The sequence below is a fragment of the Streptomyces sp. XY431 genome, assembly GCF_001279805.1.
Taxonomy (GTDB): Bacteria; Actinomycetota; Actinomycetes; order Streptomycetales; family Streptomycetaceae; genus Kitasatospora; species Kitasatospora purpeofusca.
Window position 1 is genome coordinate 23,618 of record NZ_LGDO01000023.1, and the last position, 19,758, is coordinate 43,375.

The following is a 19,758-nucleotide window of genomic DNA, read 5'->3' on the forward strand; positions in this document are numbered from 1 at the left end:
TCTGCCGATGTCCGATGTGGATGCTGTCGGCTCAGATGTTGGGATCGAAGGTGAAGATCACCAGGGTGCCGAGCAGCACGGTGAAGACCGTGGCGGTACCCATGAGGCCCTTCAGCCAGAGCCGGGTGGAGTCCTTCTCGGCGTAGTCGTTGATGACCTGACGCATGCCGTTGGCGCCGTGCAGCATGGCGAGCCAGAGCATGGTGAGGTCCCAGACCTGCCAGAACGGCGAGGCCCAGCGGCCGGCCACGAAGGCGAAGCCGATCTTGGAGACGCCGCCGTCGAGCACCAGCATGATCAGCAGGTGGCCGAGGATCAGCACCACGAGGACGATGCCGGACAGGCGCATGAAGAGCCAGGCGAGCATCTCGAAGTTGGTACGGGTGCGGCGCGGGGTCTTCTTCGACCGCTGCCGGGCCGGTTCGATCACGAACGCGTCGGCCGGGTTGCCGGTGCCGAGACCCTTGCCGGTGTGCGCCTGGGCGGAGGGGACCACCACAGCGTCGGAGATTTCCGTGGACATGTCTCAGATCACTTCCCGAACCAGGAGGTCAGCGTGTGCTGCAGGATCGGGTAGAAGGCGCCGGCCATGAGGACGACCCAGACTCCGACCACGGTCCAGAGCATCTGCTTCTGGTACTTCGGGCCCTTGGACCAGAAGTCGACGGCGACGACGCGCAGTCCGTTCAGGGCGTGGAACAGGATGGCGGCCACCAGGCCGTACTCCATCAGGTTCACGAGCGGCGTCTTGTACGTCTGAATGACGGTGTCGTACGCCTCGGGAGACACCCGCACCAGTGCGGTGTCCAGGACATGGGCGAACAGGAAGAAGAAGATGAGGACGCCGGTGACTCGATGAGCCACCCAGCTCCACATGCCTTCCCGGCCGCGGTACAGCGTTCCAGCCGGCACGGAAAAACCCTCCGGAAGCGATTGGGGGCTCGGCCGGCTTCGGTGTCGGTCAGCCCGGCCGGGTACGGTCCACCGGCCGCGAGCATCCTATCGACGCGTCGTCGGGAACCGCCTCCGGGGGTCCGAGGTGTGATCAATCAGGCACGACTGGCCTAGTCGGACAGGAACCGGGGCGTGAATCACGACGCAGGGTGACCGCGCGGGTGCTCCGGGTCGCGCTACGGTGGCCCACCCGTTCGCCGCCGACACCCCGCCGAGGCCCCCGTGCCGCACCGCGTCCCGCGTCCGTCCCGCCGTTCCGCCCCGCTGTCGGCCGTCCCACTGCCGGCCTCCCCACTGCTGGCCGCCCCGTTGCTGGCCGGGGCACTGCTGCTCGCCGCCGGCTGCGCCGCCCCGGCGGGCGGCTCGGCCGACCGGGCCGCCGCCCCGGCCCGGGAGCTGTCCGCCGCCGAACTGCGCGCCGCCGCGGTCACCGATGCCGAGCTGGGGCCCGGCTTCACCGTCACCGTGATCGCCCCCGGCCACGGCGAGACCGGCCCGGACGGCGGCCGGGAGACCGCCGACAAGCCGGTCTGCCAGCCGTTGCTGGACGCGGTGGCGCCGGCGGCGGGCCCGGCGAAGGCCGCCCGGGCCTCCGCCTCCCCGGCGCCGGTGTCGGCGGTGCCGTACGCGGAGACCGATCTGAGCGTGGCCCTGGCCGCCGACCCCTCGGGGAGCCTGTACGGCGGGCTGCTCGGCTACCGGGGCGACCGGGCGGCCCGGCTGCAGGCGGAGCTGGAGGGACTGTTCGGTCCGTGTGCGGAGTTCGGCTCGACCGCGCCGCCGCCCCCGGCGGACCGGAGCCGGGGGGTGACCCGGACCGGGCACCGGCTGAGCCGGAACGACACGCCCACGCCCGAGGGAGCCGACGCGGCGACGGGTTTCACCCTCACGAATGAATCCGGAGCGGTGGTGCTCGCGCAGCGTGCCGTCCTGGCGCGGGTCGGACCGGCCCTGGTGGTGTTCAGCACGGTGGGCGTCGGCGCCGAGCCGGCCCCGGTGCCGGACGAGCGGGTCGTCCGGCACCAGGTGGCCAAGCTGCGCGCGGCCCAGAAGGCCCGGGAAAGCTGAAGGCCCCGGGCGCCGAGGGCGCCCGGGGCGGGGATCAGCGGGCGCCGGCCCCCGAATGGGTGGCGACCAGGTGCTCCAGTCGGGTGAGGGCGATCCGGCGCAGCTCGTCGGCGGCGACCAGGCGCTCCTCGTCGGGATCGTTGGCGAGGCGGGTGCGGATCGAGCTGAGTACGGCGTCGAGCATCTCCTCGGGGTCGATGCCCTCCAGGCAGACCACGAAGACATGGCCGAACCGTGCCTCGTAGGCGGCGTGGGCCGCCCGGAGCGCGGTGTGCGCCGCCTGGCTGCCGGGTGCGCGCATGCCGAGGAGCGGCTGCGGCATCCAGCTCTCGTCCGCCAGCGCCTCGGCCAGGTCGGCCGGACGCAGGTCGTACGAGGCCTCGCTGGCGGCGGCGCGCAGGGACTCTATGTCGGGGTAGGGCCGGTGGGCGGTGAGCCGGAGGGCCCACCGGTGACTGCCGCAGCAGGCGAGCAGGGCCTCCTCCGCGGCTCCGGCGTCGGCCTCGTTGAAACGGTGCAACCCGAGGAGGGTCGGTTCGTCCCGGGGGTCGAGTCTCGGTGGCGGAATGTCGCTGGCCAGCGGGTCCTCCTCGTGAGGGCGGGAAGGGGCCGGTGAAGTGGCGGTGACGGCAGGTGAAGTATGAGGCTGCGGAACGGCGTCCAACGCCCGCCCGGCAGCGGCTCAACGGTAGTTGAGCCGTCATCAGTTGGGGAGGGCGCACGCGGATTTCATCCGAACGAGCTATCAAGTTGTGACGTTGACACCTTCGTGTCAGCGCCCTCCCCTTCTTCGTCTGCTAGGACGCACCGCCTCCGGTGCCGTTTCCGCCGGCCCGGTGCCCGTCGGCCCGGTGCCCGGACCGTCAGCCCGGCGCCGGGTCAGAGCTCGCGGTGGACCTTGTGGTTGGCGGCCTGGGCGCGGGGGCGGACCACCAGCAGGTCGATGTTGACGTGCGGGGGCCGGGTGACGGCCCAGGCGACGGTGTCGGCGATGTCCTCGGAGTCGAGCGGCTCGGCGACGCCGGCGTACACGGCGGCGGCCTTCTCCTCGTCGCCGCGGAAGCGGGTCACCGCGAAGCCCTCGGACTTCACCATGCCCGGGGCGATCTCGATCACCCGGATCGGCTCCCCGCACAGCTCCAGCCGGAGCGTCGCGGCGATGGTGTGCGCGGCGTGCTTGGCCGCGACGTAGCCGCCGCCGCCCTCGTACGCGGCGAGCGCGGCGGTGGACGACATCACCAGGACCGTGCCGTCGCCGCTCGCCCGCAGGGCCGGCAGCAGCGCCTGGGTCATGTGCAGCACGCCGAGCACGTTGACCTGGTACATGGCGAGCCAGTCGGCCGGGTCGCCGTGCTCCACGGTCTCCGCGCCGATCGCGCCGCCGGCGTTGTTCACCAGGACGTCCACCCGGCCGAGCCCGGCCGCGAAGGCGTCCACGGCGGCCCGGTCGGTGACGTCCAGGGTGTGGGCACGGCCCCCGATCTCCTTGGCCAGCGCCTCGATCCGGTCGGTCCGGCGGGCGGTCAGCACCACCTCGAAGCCCTCGGCGGCGAGCCGGCGGGCGGTCGCCGCGCCGATCCCACTGCTCGCACCGGTGACGACGGCCACCTTCTGCTCGGTCATTGCCACTCCTGGGATAGCCCGGTCGGTTCGGCCGATCATCTCAAGACCGCCGACGAGGGGCGCAGGCGCGGGGCCGCGGGGCCCGGGTCGAACACTTTGAGCCAGGATTCGAACTGCCGGGAGCCGGGCGCCGCCGCCCGGAGCGTTCGCGAACCGCCCCGGCCGGGAGCGTCGTTACCGCGGTCGCCGATTGTCGTTGCACTGGGCAGGCACCATGGGGAAGGCGGCTGAAACAAGATGTCATACCCACCGGCGCGGCCGGTATGCGCCCATCCGGGCAGTGATTCTCGGGAAGTCAGGCCAAATCCCCCCAACGGGCCTACCCTTGTTGAGATGAACCGTCGTGAGTCCGCCCAGTCGGCCGTCACCCTCACTGCTGCACGCCCCGCCGCCGGTCTCCGTGACCGGGTACGCGAGCTGGAGCCCGAGCTGATCGCCTTCCGGCGGGACCTGCACCGGCACCCGGAGCTGGGCCGCCAGGAGTTCCGTACCACCGGCCGACTGCGCGACCGTCTGGTCGCGGCCGGCCTCGCCCCCCGGATCCTCCCGGGCGGCACCGGAATGCTCGTCGACATCGTTCCCGAGTCCGCCCCGCGCGGGGCGGAGTTCCTCGCCTTCCGCGCCGACATCGACGCCCTGCCGATCGACGACGCCAAGACCGAGGTGCCCTACCGGTCGAGCGTGCCCGGCCGGGCCCACGCCTGCGGCCACGACGTGCACACCTCGGTGCTGCTCGGCACCGCGCTGGTGCTCGCCGAGGCGGCCCGGACCGGGGAACTCCGCCGCCCGGTCCGACTGGTGTTCCAGCCCGCCGAGGAGGTCATGCCCGGCGGCGCCCTGGACGTGATCGCGGCCGGCGGCATGGAGGGCGTCGGCCGGATCTTCGCCGTGCACTGCGACCCCAAGGTGGAGGTGGGCCGGATCGGCCTGCGGGTCGGGGCGATCACCTCGGCCTGCGACCGCCTGGTGCTGCACCTGGACGGCCCCGGCGGCCACACCGCCCGGCCGCACCTGACCACCGATCTGGTCACCGCGGTCGCCAGGACCGCCGCCGAGCTGCCGGCCGCGCTGGCCCGCCGGATGGACCCGCGCTGGGGCGTCTCGCTGGTCTGGGGCCGGATCGCCGCCGGCTCCGCGCCCAATGTCATCCCGCAGCACGCCGAACTGGAGGGCACCGTCCGCTGCCTGGAGCTGGACGGCTGGCGGGAGGCGCCGGACCTGCTGCACGAGCTGATCGCCCGGCTCGCCGAGACCCACCGCGCCAAGTGGACGCTGGACTACCACCGGGGCGTGCCGCCGGTGGTCAACGAGGCGGGCTCGGTGGGCCTTCTGGACGCCGCGATGACCGCGCGCTTCGGCGGGCCCGGCGCGACCGCGGTGGAGGACACCGAGCAGTCGCTCGGTGGGGAGGACTTCTCCTGGTACCTGGAGCACGCCCCCGGCGCGCTGGCCAGGCTGGGCGTGCGCACCCCCGGCGACAGCGCCGTCCGGGACCTGCACCAGGGCCGCTTCGACGTGGACGAGCGGGCGATCGCGGTCGGCGTGGAGCTGTTCGCCGCGCTGGCGCTGGAGCCCGGGACGCCCTGAGCGCGCCGGGTTCCGGGGCGCCCTGACACACTCCCTCGTACCGACCTGAACCGGACACCCACACAGGGTGTCCGGTTTGTCGCAATACCCCCTTTATTTCGGGTTACGTACACTGGGCTGGGCCAGTTCCAATCACCCTCAGTGAAGGGGAAAGGGGTGTCGGGTGGACCGTGAGACCACGGTTTGATAACAACCCGAATGCTCCGGCGGCCCGTAACCCAACCGTGTTCTACGCGCGTTACGGTGGCGTCCGACCACGCTAAACGGGTGCGTGTGAGAAGGAGATATTCCCTTGCGCCGTTCTACTAAGCTCGCTGCGGTTGTGCTCTCGGGTTCCCTGGGCATCGCCTCGCTCGCCGCTTGCGGCGCAAAGAGCAATGACACTTCCGCCTCCTCCGGCGCCTCCGACGGTGCGCTGAAGGTCGGTATGGCCTACGACATCGGCGGCCGTGGCGACCAGTCCTTCAACGACTCCGCCGCCCGCGGTCTCGACCAGGCCAAGTCCCAGCTCGGTGTCGCCGTCACCGAGGCCGACGCCAAGACCGGCGAGGCCGAGGCCGACAAGGAGACCCGTCTCAAGAACCTGGTGACCGCCGGTTACAACCCGGTCATCGCGGTCGGCTTCGTCTACCAGGCGGCCGTCGAGAAGGTCGCCAAGGAGAACCCGAACACCAAGTTCGCGATCATCGACTCGGCGTCCGACACCCAGCCGAGCAACGTCACCTCGCTGACGTTCTCCGAGCAGGAGGGCTCCTACCTGGCCGGTGTCGCCGCCGCCCTCAAGACGAAGACCAAGCACGTGGGCTTCATCGGCGGTGTGCAGACCGAGCTGATCAAGAAGTTCGAGGCCGGTTACCGCGCGGGCGTCAAGTCCGTCGACCCGAACATCCCGGTCGAGGTCACCTACCTGACCACCCCGCCGGACTTCTCCGGCTTCGCCGCCCCCGACAAGGGCAAGGAAGCCGCGCAGGGCCAGCTCGACAAGAAGGCCGACGTCATCTACACCGCCGCCGGCTCCTCCGGCAACGGTGCCATCGAGGCCGCCGCCGGCGCCGGCGCCCTGGCCATCGGTGTCGACTCCGACCAGGCCGCGCAGCCCGCCCTGGCGAAGTACAAGAACAGCATCATGACCTCGATGGTCAAGAACGTCGACAAGGCCGTTTTCGCCTACATCGAGTCCGCCAAGAAGGGCCAGGTCTTCACCGGTGTGAAGAACTTCGACCTCAAGGTCGACGGTGTCTCGCTCGCCACCACCGGCGGCAAGATCGACGACATCAAGGCCAAGCTCGACGAGGCCGCCACCGGCATCAAGAACGGCGCCATCACCGTCCCGACCGACCCGTCCAAGCTGTAAGGCCCACGGTTCGACCGGACGTCGCTGCCGCTGCCGCCTGCCCGGCAGCGCGATGATGGACGCAACATCAGGGAGGGGCCCGGAAGGGTGCGCTCAGTGCGTACCCCCGGGCCCCGTCCCGTCCCCCCAGCCTTTTCGCTTTTGGCCCTCCAGCGCAACGACGCGCCTCCAGACCACCAGGAGATCGCCATCACCGCATCCGACCCCGCCCCGACCACGGGCGGTAACCCCAGCGCGGGGACGGCGACACCGGCCGTCGAACTGCGCGGCATCACCAAGCGCTTCCCCGGCGTCGTGGCCAACCACGACATCAACCTCACCGTCCGCACCGGCACCGTGCACGCCCTCATGGGCGAGAACGGCGCCGGCAAGTCGACGCTGATGAAGATCCTCTACGGCATGCAGAAGCCGGACGAGGGCACCATCGCGATCAACGGCGAGCAGTGCGAGTTCAACACCCCCGGCGAGGCCATCGCGCGCGGCATCGGCATGGTGCACCAGCACTTCATGCTCGCCGACAACCTCACCGTGTGGGAGAACGTCGTCCTCGGCGGCGAGCACCTGTACGGCATCGGCGGCAAGGCCAAGGCGAAGATCAAGGAGATCTCCGACCAGTACGGCCTGGGCGTGCGCCCGGACGCCCTGGTCGAGGACCTCGGCGTGGCCGACCGCCAGCGGGTCGAGATCCTCAAGGTGCTCTACCGCGGCGCCAAGATCCTGATCCTCGACGAGCCCACCGCCGTGCTCGTCCCGCAGGAGGTCGACGCCCTGTTCGACAACCTGCGGGAGCTGAAGTCCGAGGGCGTCACCGTCATCTTCATCTCGCACAAGCTGCACGAGGTGCTCTCGGTGGCCGACGCGATCAGCGTCATCCGCCGCGGCACCACCGTCGGCGACGCGGACCCGAAGAGCGTCACCGCCCGCCAGCTCGCCGAGCTGATGGTCGGCGCCGAGCTGCCCTCCCCGGAGAGCCGCGAGTCCACCGTCACCACCGACGAGATGCTGCGCGTCGAGGGCCTGCGGATCGCCAAGACCGACGCCGAGGGCATCGAGCGCGTCGTCCTGGACGACATCTCGCTGCGCATCCACCAGGGCGAGATCCTCGGCATCGCCGGGGTCGAGGGCAACGGCCAGGCCGAACTGGTCGAGGCCGTGATGGGGATGCTGCCGCTGGACGGCGGCACCGTCACCCTGGACGGCAAGGACCTCTCCGGCACCCTCACCCGGGCCCGCCGCGAGGCCGGCATCGGCTACATCCCCGAGGACCGCCACCGGCACGGCCTGCTGCTGGAGGCCCCGCTCTGGGAGAACCGGATCCTCGGCCACGTCACCGAGCGGCCCAACTCCAAGGGCGTGCTGCTCGACCCGGCCGGCGCCCGCAAGGACACCCAGCGGATCGTCGAGGCGTACGACGTCCGCACCCCCGGCATCGAGGTCACCGCGGCCTCCCTCTCCGGCGGCAACCAGCAGAAGCTGATCATCGGCCGCGAGATGAGCCACCAGCCCAAGCTGCTCATCGCCGCCCACCCCACCCGCGGTGTGGACGTCGGCGCCCAGGCGCAGATCTGGGAGCACATCCGGGTCGCCCAGCGGGCCGGCCTCGCCGTGCTGCTGATCTCGGCCGACCTGGACGAGCTGATCGGCCTCTCCGACACCATCCGGGTGATCTACCGCGGCCGGCTGGTCGCCGACGCCGACCCGGCCACCGTGACCGCCGAGGACCTCGGCACCGCGATGACCGGTGCCGCCACCCAGGAACACATCGATTCCTCGCCGGAGGCGGTCGCCGCGGCACGCGCCCTGGCGGCCGAGGGCACCGAGGCGCAGTCCTCGGCCCCGACCGACACCGCCCCCACCGACACCGCCGACGACCAGCAGGCGGGGGAGTAGCCACATGACCAGTCCCAACCCCGCCGCCAAGCCCGCGCGGGCGAAGCGGTTCGACGGCGAGAAGATCGTCCTCGCCCTCGCAGCACCGGTGCTCGCCGTGCTGCTCTCCGTCGTGATCTGTTCCGTCCTCCTGGCGACCTCGGGCAAGAACCCGTTCGACGCCTGGAACGTGATGATCACGTACGCGACCAAGTCGGACGGCCAGGTGGCCATCCTCAACCGGTCCACCACGTACTACCTGGCCGCCGCGGCCGCCGCCTTCGGCTTCCGGATGAACCTCTTCAACATCGGTGTCGAGGGCCAGTACAAGGTCGCCGCGCTGTTCGCGGCCTTCGTCGGCAGCAAGCTCGACCTGCCGTCGTTCATCCAGATCCCGCTGCTGCTGATCACCGCCATGCTGGTCGGCGGTCTGTACGCGAGCATCGCCGGTCTGCTGAAGGTCTTCCGCGGCGTCAGCGAGGTCATCTCGACCATCATGCTGAACGCCATCGCGGTCGCCATCGTCGGCCTGCTGCTCGTTCCGGGCATCTTCGCGCCGGACAAGAAGGGCACCGGCAACGCGATCCAGACCGCCCCGGTCTCGGAGTCCAGCCACTTCTTCGCGATCAACACCGACGGCGGCCCGCTCTACGGCTTCCTCTTCATCGCGATCCTGGTCGGCGTCGCCTTCCAGTTCACCCTGACCCGCACCCGCTTCGGCTTCGACCTGCGCGCCACCGGCCGCTCGGAGACCGCGGCCACCGCGTCCGGTGTGAACGTCAAGCGCATGATCGTCATCTCGATGGTGGTCTCCGGCGCGCTGGCCGGTCTGATCGGCCTGCCCGAGCTGCTGCAGAACTCGTACAACTTCGGCCAGAGCTTCCAGGGCGGCCTCGGCTTCCTGGGCATCTCGGTCGCCCTGCTCGGCCGCAACAGCCCGATCGGCATGGCCTTCGCGGCGGTGCTGTTCGCCTTCCTCGACGCGACCGGCGCCCAGCTGCCGCTCCAGGGCGGCTTCCCGTTCGAGATCGTCCCGGTCATGCAGGGCACCATCGTCATCTGTGTCGTCGTCGCCTACGAGCTGGTGCGGCGCTACGGCCTCAAGCGCCAGCAGCAGAAGGTCGGCGCGGAGCTCGCCGCCCAGGCCGCCGCGGCCGCCGAGAAGAAGGAGGTGTCCGCATGAGCACGGCCACCGCAGCCCGCGCCAAGGCGCCGGGTGCTCCCGCCAAGAAGCGCAAGATGTCCTGGCCGGTGGTGCTGCTGCTGATCGCGGGCGCCCTGGTCCTCTTCTCGGTCGTCGGCGTCATCACCGGCAACCACTCGCTGACCTCCTCCGGTCAGGTCACCGCTGCGCTCAGCGCCGCCGTGCCGATCGGCATGGCCGGTCTGGGCGGTCTCTGGTCCGAGCGGGCCGGCGTGGTCAACATCGGCCTCGAAGGCATGATGGTCGCCGGCACCTTCTGCGGCGCCTGGGGCGGTTACCTGGTCAGCCCGTGGTTCGGCCTGGTGGCCGGCATGCTCGGCGGTGCGCTGGGCGGTCTGCTGCACGCCGTCATCACGGTGACCTTCGGCGTCGACCACATCGTCTCCGGTGTCGGCGTCAACCTGCTGATCCCCGGCATCTGCGCCTACGTCAACCGGATCTACTACAAGGACTACATCTCCGCCGGCGCCGGCGCGAACCAGTCCCCGCCGGCCGATCCGCTGCCGTACATCACCATCCCCGGCCTCTCCTCGGGGCTGAAGGACATCGAGGCGCACCACTGGTTCGTGGTCTCGGACGTCGCCGGTGTGCTCGGCGGTCTGGTCACCAACATCTCGGTGGTCGTGCTGCTGGCCGGCGCGCTGATCGTGGCGAGCTACTTCGCCCTCTGGCGCACCGTGTTCGGCCTGCGGCTGCGCTCCTGCGGCGAGAACCCGACCGCGGCCGAGTCGCTGGGCGTCAACGTCTACAAGTACAAGTACCTCGCGGTCATCATGTCCGGCGCCTTCGCGGGCCTCGCCGGCGCGTACCTCTCGCTGGTCGCGGCGCACTTCTACAAGGACGGCCAGACCAACGGCCGCGGCTTCATCGGCCTCGCGGCGATGATCTTCGGCAACTGGATGCCGGGCGGCCTCGCCATGGGCGCCGGCCTGTTCGGCTTCACCGACAGCCTCCAGCTGCGCGACCCCGAGTCGGTGCACGCGCTGATCCTGGTGGTCGCCATCGCGATGGCGCTGCTGGCGGCCTGGCACCTGTACCGCCGCAAGTACACCGCGGCCCTGATCTCGCTGGTGGTCTCCGGCGGCCTGTTCGCCTGGTACTTCACCACCGACGAGGTGCAGCGTCCGCTGATCGTCGCCACGCCGTACGTGATCACCCTGGTGGTGCTCGCGCTGGCCTCGCAGCGGCTGCGCCCGCCGAAGGCCGACGGTCAGATCTACCGCAAGGGCCAGGGCAAGTGACGTCCGCGGCCGGGGCGGCCGGGACGGTCGACTGGGACGCGCTGCGGGCGGCGGCGCGCGAGGCGATGAGCCACGCGTACGCGCCGTACAGCAAGTTCCCGGTCGGCGCCGCCGCCCTGGTGGACGACGGCCGGACGGTCACCGGCTGCAATGTGGAGAACGCCTCGTACGGCCTGGCGCTGTGCGCCGAGTGCGGCCTGGTCTCCATGCTGCACGCGACCGGCGGCGGCCGGCTGACCGCGTTCACCTGTGTGGACGGGGCGGGCGAGCTGCTGATGCCGTGCGGCCGCTGCCGCCAGCTGCTGTACGAGCACGGCGGTCCGGACCTGCTGGTCGAGCTGCCCTCCGGGGTGCTGCCGATGAGTGAGGTCCTGCCCGACGCGTTCGGGCCGGAGCGCCTGTAGGCGCGGCTCTGGCACTGCCGATTGTTACGCGCGTAGAGTGTCGCGAGTGGGGCCCTTCGGGGTCGACTCGCGGCACTCTTCGCCTTTTCCACCTCGCATGTTGAACCTCTCTTGGAGCAATGGAGCATCCATGGACGCCATCTCCGTCATCAGGACCAAGCGCGACCGCGGAGAGCTGAGCGATGCTCAGATCGACTGGGTCATCGACGCCTACACCCGCGGGGAGGTCGCCGACGAGCAGATGTCCGCCCTGGCCATGGCCATCCTGCTGAACGGGATGAACCCGGGCGAGATCAGCCGCTGGACGGACGCGATGATCCGCTCCGGCGTCCGGATGGACTTCTCCTCGCTGGCGCAGCCCACCAGTGACAAGCACTCCACCGGCGGCGTCGGCGACAAGATCACCCTGCCGCTCGCCCCGCTGGTCGCCGCCTGCGGCGCCGCGGTCCCGCAGCTGTCCGGCCGCGGCCTCGGCCACACCGGCGGCACCCTCGACAAGCTGGAGTCCATCCCCGGCTGGCGCGCCCTGCTCTCCAACGAGGAGATGCTCCAGGTGCTGCGGGACGCCGGCGCGGTCATCTGCGCGGCCGGCGACGGCCTCGCCCCGGCGGACAAGAAGCTCTACGCCCTGCGCGACGTCACCGGCACCGTCGAGGCCATCCCGCTGATCGCCTCCTCGATCATGTCCAAGAAGATCGCCGAGGGCACCGGCGCGCTCGTCCTGGACGTCAAGGTCGGCTCCGGCGCGTTCATGAAGAACCTCGACGACGCCCGCGAGCTGGCCCGCACCATGGTCGGCCTCGGCACCACCGCCGGCGTCAACACGGTGGCGCTGCTCACCGACATGTCCACCCCGCTCGGCCTCACCGCGGGCAACGCGCTGGAGGTCCGGGAGTCGGTCGAGGTGCTGGCCGGCGGCGGCCCCGCCGACGTCGTCGAGCTGACCCTGGCGCTGGCCCGCGAGATGCTCGCCGCCGCGGGCGTGCACGGCAAGGACCCGGCCGACGCGCTGCGGGACGGCTCCGCGATGGACCACTGGCGCCGCATGATCGCCGCCCAGGGCGGCGACGTGGACGCCCCGCTGCCGGTCGCGCGCGAGCAGCACGTCATCCCGGCCCCGGCCTCCGGCGTGCTCACCACCCTGGACGCCTACGCCGTGGGCGTCAGCGCCTGGCGCCTCGGCGCCGGCCGCGCCCGCAAGGAGGACCCGGTGCAGGCCGGCGCCGGCGTCGAGATGCACGCCAAGCCGGGCGACACCGTGGTGGCCGGCCAGCCGCTGCTGACCCTGCACACCGACACCCCGGAGCGCTTCGAGTACGCCATCGAGGCCCTGACCGGCGGCATCGAGGTCTCCCCGGCCGGCACCGCGTTCACCCCGAACCCGATCGTGCTGGACCGCATCGCCTGACGACCGCTCCCGCGCACGTGCGCCGCTCAGGCGTACGTGCGCAGGACGCCGGTGTCGAGCGTCCAGGGGCCCACGGTGATCGTGTCCCCGAAGGCGAACTCCTTGCGCGAGGTGTAGCCGGGCTCGTCGTGGACGATGCCGGTGCCCTTGCGGGGATCGACCAGCAGGTAGAGCGGGATGCCCATGGCCGCGTAGTCACGGACCTTGGCGCGGTAGTCGTTCTCGGGGTTGTGCCCGGACACGATCTCGACGACGAGCAGGACCTCGTGCGGGAGGAACGCCGGCCGCTCGTCGTCGAGCGCCTCCTGGGAGAAGACCATCAGGTCGGGATTCCGGAGCAGTCCCAGGCCGACGTCCTCCAAGTCCGCTCCGCCGTGGGCGATGTGGCCGGGGTGGGTCCGTGGGAGCTGGGCGTTCAGCTGCCGGGCGATGCGGACGATCGCGAGCTCGTGCCGCTTGACCGGCGGGATCGTCACGACGATCCCGCCGTCGGCGATCTCGACCTTCCCCGCTCCCGGGAGCCGCGGCAGCCGATCGGCGATCTCGCGCAGCCGGGCGTACGCGGTGGGGGTGGTGCTCATGGGCCGGAGCGTACCGACTGCCGCCGACGCTCCGGGTCCGTCAGCCGGCGGCAGTGAGGGCGATCTTGAGGAACTCCTCGGGGGCCTCGCGGACGAGGTCGTGGCCGACCGGGAGTTCGAGCACCGTCCACGACGGGTCCTCGCGCAGCCGGGCGACGGTGTCGAGGAACGGGCTCTCCTCGAAGCCCGTGGCGTGGATGTAGCTGCGGTCGGTGACGGCGTCGAGGGCGCCGGTGAGGGTGGCCGACTGGAGCAGGGTGGCCAGCGGGTGGACGGTGGCGCGCGGGTCGAGCGCGGGGTTGCGGCCGACCGTGGTGAAGCCGTCGGCGGCCGCACCGGCCAGGTAGCGCTGCTTCCACACGTCGGTGACGATCCCGTACGCCGACTCGCCGTCGCGCGGGACGAACGAGTCCGCGTACAGCAGCTTCCCGATCCGCTCCGGCACCCGGTCGGCCACGCCGGAGGCGACCATCCCGCCGTAGCTGTGCGCGACCAGCACGACGTCCGTGAGGCGCTCGGCCTCCAGGACGGACACCACGTCCTGGACGTGGGTGTCCAGGTTGACCGTGCCGTCGTTCAGGTGGCCGCGCTCGGCCACCCCGGTCAGCGTCAGCGGGTGCACCTCGTGCCCGGCGGCGCGCAGCCCGTCGGTGAGCGGCTGGTACCACCAGCCGCCGTGCAGCATGCCGGGGATGAGAACGAAGGTGGCCATCGCGCGTTCCTCTGGTCGTTCCGGTGGGACGCGAGGAACGCTACGGCGGATACCTGACAACGAGTGTCAGGTATCCGCCGTAGGTGGTGGAGTTCAACGGGCCACGCGGAGGGCGCCGGCGTGGGCCCGGTGGGTTGCGTAGAGGGTGACGCCCGCGGCCAGGGCCATGGCGGTCAGGCCGATGGTGGCGGCGCCGGGCCAGCCGGTGGCGTGGTAGGCGTCGGCGCCGATCGTGCCGCCGAGGCTGTTGCCCAGGTAGTAGGCGATCAGGTAGAGCGCGGAGGCCTGTGCGCGCCCCTCGGTCGCGGTGCGGCCGACCGCCGAGGACGCGGTGGCGTGGCCGGCGAAGAAGCCGGCGGTGATCAGGACCAGGCCGAGCAGCGCGAAGGTCAGCGAGTCGGCGAGGGAGAGCAGCAGCCCGAGGGTGGTGGTGCCGATCGCGACGTACAGCGCGCCGCGGCGGCCGAGCCGGCCGGCCAGGCGTCCCGCCGCGGCCGAGGTGGCGGTGCCGACCAGGTAGACCACGAAGATCGAGGCGGCGGCGGACTCCGGCAGGTGGAAGGGTGCGGCGATCAGCCGGTAGCCGATGGTGTTGTAGACGGCGCCGAAGACGGCCATGAACAGCAGCCCCAGCGTGTACAGCCGCAGCAGCAGCGGGTTGCGCAGGTGGCGGCCGACGGTGCGGGCCAGGGCGCGGGCGTCCACCGGGGCCGGGGTGAAGTGCCGGGCGGCGGGGATCAGCAGCCGGAACGCCAGCACGGCCAGCAGGGCGAGGGCGGCGGAGGCGGCGAGCCCCCAGCGCCAGCCGAGGCCGGCCGCGACCCAGCCGGAGAGCAGCCGGCCGCCCATGCCGCCGATGCTGTTGCCCGCCACGTACAGCCCCATCGCCGAGGCCAGCGCGGAGGGGTGGACCTCCTCGGCGAGGTAGGCCATCGCGGTGGCCGGCAGTCCGGCGAGCGCGACGCCCTGGAGGGCGCGCAGTACGACCAGGGTGGTGAGGTTCGGCGCGAACGGCAGGGCGAGGGCGAGGGCGGCGGCGGTCAGGGTGGAGGCCGTCATCACGGCGGTGCGGCCGTAGCGGTCGGAGAGCGCGCTCGCGGGGAGCAGGCCGAGGGCGAGGCCGAGGGTGGCGGCGGAGGCCGTCCAGCTGGCCCGGCCGGGGGTGAGGCCGAGGTCGTCGGAGAGGACCGGTAGCAGGCCCTGGGTGGAGTAGAGGAGGACGAAGGTCGCGACGCCGGCCGCGAACAGGGCGAGGTTGGCGCGGCGGAAGGAGCGCTGCCCGGGGCGGTGGCGGTCGTCCGGACGGAGGGTCGGCTGGGCGAGGGCGTCCGAGGTGGCCACGGACGCCCCGGTACTGGAGGGCTGCATGACGTCGAAGGTAGAACTGTCGTACTGATGCGTCCAATGCATGAACGGGCAATAATCCATACCTGGACGCATGAGCGGAGCGTACGGACGAGGGACGGGGTGCTGTGACGACCGGTGGTACCGAGCCGACCCTGCCGGCGGAGCTGGGGCCCGAGCTCCCGGCCGTTCAACTGGCCCCGAGGCTGGCCCAGTTCGCGGCCGTCGCACGGCTGGAGCACGTGACGCAGGCGGCGGAGCTGCTGGGCATGCCGCAGCCCACGCTGTCCCGGGCGGTGGCCCGGTTGGAGGCCGAGCTGGGCGTCGACCTGCTGGCCCGTCAGGGCCGGACGGTCCGGCTGACCAGGGCGGGCCGGCTGCTGCTGGCCTCGGTGGAGCGGGCGCTGGCCGAGGTCGAGCGCGGCGCCGAGGCGGCGCGGGCGGAGGCCGACCCGCAGACCGGCCGGGTGGCGTTCGGCTTCCTGCACACCATGGGGACGGACACGGTGCCGGCCCTGCTGCGGGACTTCCGGCGGGCGTATCCGCAGGTCAGGTTCCAGCTGGTGCAGGACTACGTGGGCGCGATGCTGGACCGGCTGCGCGCGGGCGAGCTGGACCTCTGCCTGGTCTCGCCGCTGCCGGACGGCGACCCGGCGCTGGTGGCCCGCCGGCTGGACGAGCAGCGGCTGTACCTGGCCGTCCCGGCGGACCACCGGCTGGCCGGGCGGCGCCGGATCCGGCTGGCGGAGGTGGCGGAGGAGCCGTTCGTCGGGCTGGAGCGCGGGTACGGGATGCGGGCGATCACCGACGGGTTCTGCGCGGAGGCCGGGTTCGTGCCGAGGCTCGCCTTCGAGGGGGAGGAGACGGAGACCCTGCGCGGGCTGGTCGCGGCCGGGCTGGGCGTGGCGCTGCTGCCGCCGGCGCTGGTGCCGCGGCCGGGGGTGGTGGAGCTGGAGGTGACGGCGCCGCGCACCCGGCGGGCGATCGGGCTGGCCTGGGCGGCGGGTCGGCCGGTGACTCCGCCGGTGGCGGCGTTCCGGGACTTCGTGCTGTCGAGGCGCGGGCGGCTGCTGGCGCACGACTGAGGTCGGCGGGGCGGCGGTGCCGGGGTGCGGCCGGGCGGTCGGGGCGGCGGTGCCGGGGTGCGGCCGGGCGGTCGGGACGGGTGTCCTGCGGGCAGATGGCCCGAATAGTCCGTTCGATGGAATTCCCGGTGGACATTGGACGATTCGGCCCTGTGAACGGTGGCCTGTCTACGCGCGTAGGAGCTACACTCCCGCAATGGAGAAGCAGATCCCCGTCACCACCGCGGGCACCGGCCCCCGGATTCCCACCCCCGACCAGATCGCCCGCGCCCCGAAGGTGCTCCTGCACGACCACCTCGACGGCGGCCTGCGCCCCGAGACCGTGGTCGAGCTGGCCGCCGCCGTCGGCTACGAGGGCCTCCCCACCACCGACGCCAAGGAGCTCGGCGAGTGGTTCCGCGAGGCCGCGGACTCCGGCTCGCTGGTCCGCTACCTGGAGACCTTCGCCCACACCTGCGCCGTGATGCAGACCCGTGAGGCGCTGATCAAGGTCGCCGCCGACTGCGCCGAGGACCTCGCCGCCGACGGCGTCGTCTACGCCGAGGTGCGCTACGCCCCGGAGCAGCACCTGGAGCGCGGCCTGACCCTCGACGAGGTCGTCGAGGCCGTCCAGGAGGGCTTCCGCCTCGGCGAGGCCAACGCCCGCGCGGCCGGCCACCGGATCCGGATCGGCACCCTGATCACCGCGATGCGGCACGCCGCCCGCTCGCAGGAGATCGCCGAGCTGGCCAACCGCCACCGCGAGGGCGGCGTCGTCGGCTTCGACATCGCCGGTGCCGAGGCGGGCTACCCCCCCACCCGCCACCAGGCCGCCTTCGACTACCTCAAGGGCGAGAACAACCACTTCACCATCCACGCGGGCGAGGCCTTCGGCCTGCCGTCGATCTGGGAGGCCCTGCAGTGCTGCGGCGCCGACCGCCTCGGCCACGGCGTGCGGATCGTCGACGACATCACCGTCGAGGAGGACGGCACCGTCAAGCTGGGCCGCCTCGCCGCGTACGTGCGCGACAAGCGCGTCCCGCTGGAGATGTGCCCCACCTCCAACCTCCAGACGGCCGCCGCCGCCTCGTACGCCGAGCACCCGATCGGGCTGCTCAGCCGGCTGAAGTTCCGGGTCACCGTGAACACCGACAACCGGCTGATGAGCGGCACCAGCATGAGCCGCGAGTTCGAGCACCTGGTGGAGGCCTTCGGCTACACGCTGGGCGACATGGAGTGGTTCACCGTGAACGCGATGAAGTCGGCGTTCCTGCCGTTCGACGAGCGGCTCGCGATGATCAACGACGTGATCAAGCCGGGCTACGCCGAGCTCAAGGCGGAGTGGCTGTTCAGCAACGGCGTCTGAACCGCTTCTCGGTGGTCGGATGAACGCCCTTTTCCGCCAAGGAAATCGGCGTTCATCCGACTACTCCCTCTAGTGGGTGAACCGCCGTTGATCCTCGTGCGATCCAATCACTACGGTGTGCCAGTCATTGCTGACCGGCTGTGGTGGACGGGCCCCCGTTGCGCCAGTCGCGCGGGTCGGCCACCGACGAGGACCCAAGGGGACTAACCAGATGAAGCAGGCCACTCTCAAGGCCGCCGGCACCGCCGCGCTCGGCATCGCCATCGCCGCGGTCGGCGCCGGTGGCGCGTCCGCCGCCCCCGCGGCCGCCACCGGTGGCCTCGGGCTCCCGACCTCCCTGCTGACCAACCCGGCGGCCACCAGCGCCGTCACCGAGGCCGCGGGCAAGCTGCCGGTCGCCGACAAGGTCAGCGGCACGCTCGGCACCCTGGCCCCCAGCGCGGGCCAGGCCGCCGCCCCGGCCGCGGGCAACCGGGCCGGTGTGCCCAGCGTGCCGGGCCTCGACAAGACCCCGCTGGGAGGGCTCACCCAGACCCTCCCGCTCCCGGGCCTCGGCGGCTGATCCCGCCCCGGCTCCGCACGGCCGGAAGGGGCCGCCCACTCCTCGACGGGAGTGGGCGGCCCCTTCCGGCCGTTCCGCGGGTGGTCCGGTGTCGCCCGGCGCGCTGTCCCGGTGCTCCCGGGCTCCGGCGTCACGCCTCCTGGGGGAGCAGCAGCCACAGCGCCAGGTAGATCAGGAACTGCGGGCCGGGCAGCAGGCAGGAGACCAGGAAGATGGTGCGGACCGTCCACGGGGTGAGTCCGAAGCGCTCCGCGATCCCGGCGCAGACGCCGGCGATGACGCGGTTGTGGCGGGGGCGGGCGAGGCGGCTCATGGTGAACTCCGTTGCTCTGGTGGCGCCGGTGACCGGTCCCTCCGGCTGGCGTACCTCCATGCTCCGTCCTCGGGCCGCCCGAGTCCTCAGCCCGCAAGCCGATCCTGTCCCTGACCTGCGTCATCGGTGGGCGGTAGTCGCTCTCGGGGTTCCGCTCAGGGTCGCCCCGGAGATTGACGGGGGCGGGAACCGGGAACCGCCGCGCGGGGTGGCCGCTACCCGCGGGGACGGAACGGGACGGTGACGTCCGAGCTGTGCTCGCGCGGCCCGGCGGTCCCGAAGTTCGGGTAGTACACCTCCCGGTTGCCGCCGCAGCGCTCGTGCCCCCGCTCCGCGACCCAGCCGCCGACGGCGTCGTGGACGGCCGCCACCGCCGCGAAGTCCCGCTGCTCCCCGGTCAGTTCGGCGTACGCCTCGCGGTGGGCGGGGTGGATCCGCACCGAGATCAGGGCGGTCGGCTCCACGGCGTCCGGCGTCGGCGCGCACACCTCGACCGGGCCGTCGGACTCCTCGCTCACATGGCCGTGGAAGACGCTGAACAGCGGGCCGGAGAGGCGCGCGCCGGTCGAGCCCAGATGGGCGAGCAGCAGTTCGCCGGCCTCGGCGAGGAAGCCGGCGAGTTCGGCGGCCGTCACCTGCCGCCGCACGCAGACCACCTTCTGTTCAGGCACGTCGCGTTCCGCGATCCGGTACATGGTCGAGGTCCTCCCCGCGAGTACGGCCCGGGCGTGGCCCACTGCCTGTCGGCGGGCCCGGTGCGAGGACTCCTGCTCGCGCCAGTAGGCGTCCAGCAGCCCGGGCGACGCCCCGCCGTCCGCGTCGAGTACCGCCGCGATCCGCGCCAGCGGCATGCCGACGGCGCGCAGCAGCGCGATCCGGCGCGCCCGTTCGACCTGGGTGAGGCCGTAGCGGCGGACCCCGGTGTCCGGGTCGGCCCGGGCGGGCGCCAGCAGCCCCCGGTCCCCGTAGAGGCGCAGCGCCTTGGGGCTGAGCCTGGTCCGGGCGGACAGCTCCCCGATGGTGATCAAGTCCTCGTGCACGGCTCCACTCTGGGGCCTGCCCCTGGGGCAGGGGCAAGCGGCGGGGGGAGGGGGAGGAGGCGGG

At 72.1% G+C, this 19,758-nt stretch carries 20 protein-coding genes; 11 read left to right on the forward strand and 9 right to left on the reverse strand.

Annotation, left to right across the window (positions count from 1 at the left end):
- Positions 1 to 31: 31 nt before the first annotated feature.
- Entirely contained in the window at positions 32 to 523 is a 492-nt protein-coding gene (locus tag ADK60_RS04105; RefSeq protein ID WP_045937728.1) for a succinate dehydrogenase hydrophobic membrane anchor subunit, read from the reverse strand.
- An 8-nt stretch (positions 524 to 531) separates the two neighbouring features.
- Positions 532 to 912, reverse strand: a complete 381-nt coding sequence (gene sdhC / locus ADK60_RS04110; protein WP_037779669.1) for a succinate dehydrogenase, cytochrome b556 subunit — start codon at positions 910 to 912, stop codon at positions 532 to 534.
- A 264-nt stretch (positions 913 to 1,176) separates the two neighbouring features.
- Between sdhC and ADK60_RS04115 the strand changes: the two genes are divergently transcribed.
- On the forward strand, positions 1,177 to 2,022 hold the full coding sequence (locus ADK60_RS04115) for a hypothetical protein (protein ID WP_053643307.1): 846 nt from the start codon (positions 1,177 to 1,179) through the stop codon (positions 2,020 to 2,022).
- 34 nt (positions 2,023 to 2,056) lie between these two features.
- Here ADK60_RS04115 and ADK60_RS04120 read toward each other — a convergent pair whose 3' ends face one another.
- Positions 2,057 to 2,602 (reverse strand): 2-oxo-4-hydroxy-4-carboxy-5-ureidoimidazoline decarboxylase, encoded by a 546-nt coding sequence (locus ADK60_RS04120; RefSeq protein ID WP_502687394.1) that lies wholly within the window; start codon positions 2,600 to 2,602, stop codon positions 2,057 to 2,059.
- Between the two features lie 299 nt (positions 2,603 to 2,901).
- Positions 2,902 to 3,645: an SDR family oxidoreductase gene (locus ADK60_RS04125; protein ID WP_043468366.1), complete on the reverse strand. Its 744-nt coding sequence runs from the start codon at positions 3,643 to 3,645 to the stop codon at positions 2,902 to 2,904.
- A gap of 333 nt (positions 3,646 to 3,978) precedes the next feature.
- On the opposite strand from ADK60_RS04125, the gene ADK60_RS04130 reads away from it, so the two are divergent.
- The 7 genes from ADK60_RS04130 (at position 3,979) to ADK60_RS04160 (ending at position 12,712) form a co-directional block, all read left to right on the forward strand.
- Positions 3,979 to 5,232, forward strand: a complete 1,254-nt coding sequence (locus ADK60_RS04130; RefSeq protein WP_053643309.1) for an amidohydrolase — start codon at positions 3,979 to 3,981, stop codon at positions 5,230 to 5,232.
- 292 nt (positions 5,233 to 5,524) lie between these two features.
- The gene (locus ADK60_RS04135; protein WP_053643311.1) at positions 5,525 to 6,586 is read left to right on the forward strand and encodes a BMP family lipoprotein; all 1,062 of its coding nucleotides are present in this window, start codon (positions 5,525 to 5,527) and stop codon (positions 6,584 to 6,586) included.
- 348 nt (positions 6,587 to 6,934) lie between these two features.
- On the forward strand, positions 6,935 to 8,476 hold the full coding sequence (locus ADK60_RS04140) for an ABC transporter ATP-binding protein (protein WP_053643320.1): 1,542 nt from the start codon (positions 6,935 to 6,937) through the stop codon (positions 8,474 to 8,476).
- Between the two features lie 4 nt (positions 8,477 to 8,480).
- Positions 8,481 to 9,638 carry an ABC transporter permease gene (locus ADK60_RS04145; RefSeq protein ID WP_045937724.1) on the forward strand — a complete coding sequence of 386 codons (1,158 nt, stop codon included), beginning with the start codon at positions 8,481 to 8,483 and terminating at the stop codon, positions 9,636 to 9,638.
- Entirely contained in the window at positions 9,635 to 10,900 is a 1,266-nt protein-coding gene (locus ADK60_RS46145; protein ID WP_045937723.1) for an ABC transporter permease, read from the forward strand. Before ADK60_RS04145 ends, ADK60_RS46145 begins: the two co-directional genes overlap by 4 nt.
- Entirely contained in the window at positions 10,897 to 11,304 is a 408-nt protein-coding gene (locus tag ADK60_RS46150; RefSeq protein ID WP_286185250.1) for a cytidine deaminase, read from the forward strand. Before ADK60_RS46145 ends, ADK60_RS46150 begins: the two co-directional genes overlap by 4 nt.
- A gap of 130 nt (positions 11,305 to 11,434) precedes the next feature.
- Positions 11,435 to 12,712, forward strand: coding sequence for a thymidine phosphorylase (locus ADK60_RS04160; protein WP_045937722.1), 1,278 nt, complete (start codon positions 11,435 to 11,437; stop codon positions 12,710 to 12,712).
- 26 nt (positions 12,713 to 12,738) lie between these two features.
- On the opposite strand, the gene ADK60_RS04165 is transcribed toward ADK60_RS04160, so the two are convergent.
- The 3 genes from ADK60_RS04165 to ADK60_RS04175 form a co-directional block, all read right to left on the reverse strand.
- On the reverse strand, positions 12,739 to 13,293 hold the full coding sequence (locus tag ADK60_RS04165) for a Uma2 family endonuclease (RefSeq protein WP_053643312.1): 555 nt from the start codon (positions 13,291 to 13,293) through the stop codon (positions 12,739 to 12,741).
- A 40-nt stretch (positions 13,294 to 13,333) separates the two neighbouring features.
- Positions 13,334 to 14,005 (reverse strand): alpha/beta fold hydrolase, encoded by a 672-nt coding sequence (locus tag ADK60_RS04170; protein WP_053643314.1) that lies wholly within the window; start codon positions 14,003 to 14,005, stop codon positions 13,334 to 13,336.
- Positions 14,006 to 14,098: 93 nt separating this feature from the next.
- A complete protein-coding gene (locus tag ADK60_RS04175; RefSeq protein ID WP_053643316.1) occupies positions 14,099 to 15,373 on the reverse strand; it encodes an MFS transporter in 1,275 nt (424 codons plus the stop codon).
- A 131-nt stretch (positions 15,374 to 15,504) separates the two neighbouring features.
- Here ADK60_RS04175 and ADK60_RS04180 point away from each other — a divergent pair, with 131 nt between their 5' ends.
- The 3 genes from ADK60_RS04180 (at position 15,505) to ADK60_RS04190 (ending at position 18,341) form a co-directional block, all read left to right on the forward strand.
- Complete coding sequence (locus tag ADK60_RS04180) at positions 15,505 to 16,434, forward strand: LysR family transcriptional regulator (protein ID WP_045937738.1); 930 nt, start codon at positions 15,505 to 15,507, stop codon at positions 16,432 to 16,434.
- A gap of 196 nt (positions 16,435 to 16,630) precedes the next feature.
- Positions 16,631 to 17,779 carry an adenosine deaminase gene (locus ADK60_RS04185; protein ID WP_045937718.1) on the forward strand — a complete coding sequence of 383 codons (1,149 nt, stop codon included), beginning with the start codon at positions 16,631 to 16,633 and terminating at the stop codon, positions 17,777 to 17,779.
- Between the two features lie 211 nt (positions 17,780 to 17,990).
- On the forward strand, positions 17,991 to 18,341 hold the full coding sequence (locus ADK60_RS04190; protein WP_045937717.1) for a hypothetical protein: 351 nt from the start codon (positions 17,991 to 17,993) through the stop codon (positions 18,339 to 18,341).
- A 130-nt stretch (positions 18,342 to 18,471) separates the two neighbouring features.
- On the opposite strand, the gene ADK60_RS04195 is transcribed toward ADK60_RS04190, so the two are convergent.
- Positions 18,472 to 18,654 carry a PspC domain-containing protein gene (locus tag ADK60_RS04195; RefSeq protein WP_045937737.1) on the reverse strand — a complete coding sequence of 61 codons (183 nt, stop codon included), beginning with the start codon at positions 18,652 to 18,654 and terminating at the stop codon, positions 18,472 to 18,474.
- Between the two features lie 215 nt (positions 18,655 to 18,869).
- Positions 18,870 to 19,694 carry a MerR family transcriptional regulator gene (locus ADK60_RS04200; RefSeq protein ID WP_053643317.1) on the reverse strand — a complete coding sequence of 275 codons (825 nt, stop codon included), beginning with the start codon at positions 19,692 to 19,694 and terminating at the stop codon, positions 18,870 to 18,872.
- Positions 19,695 to 19,758: the final 64 nt, after the last annotated feature.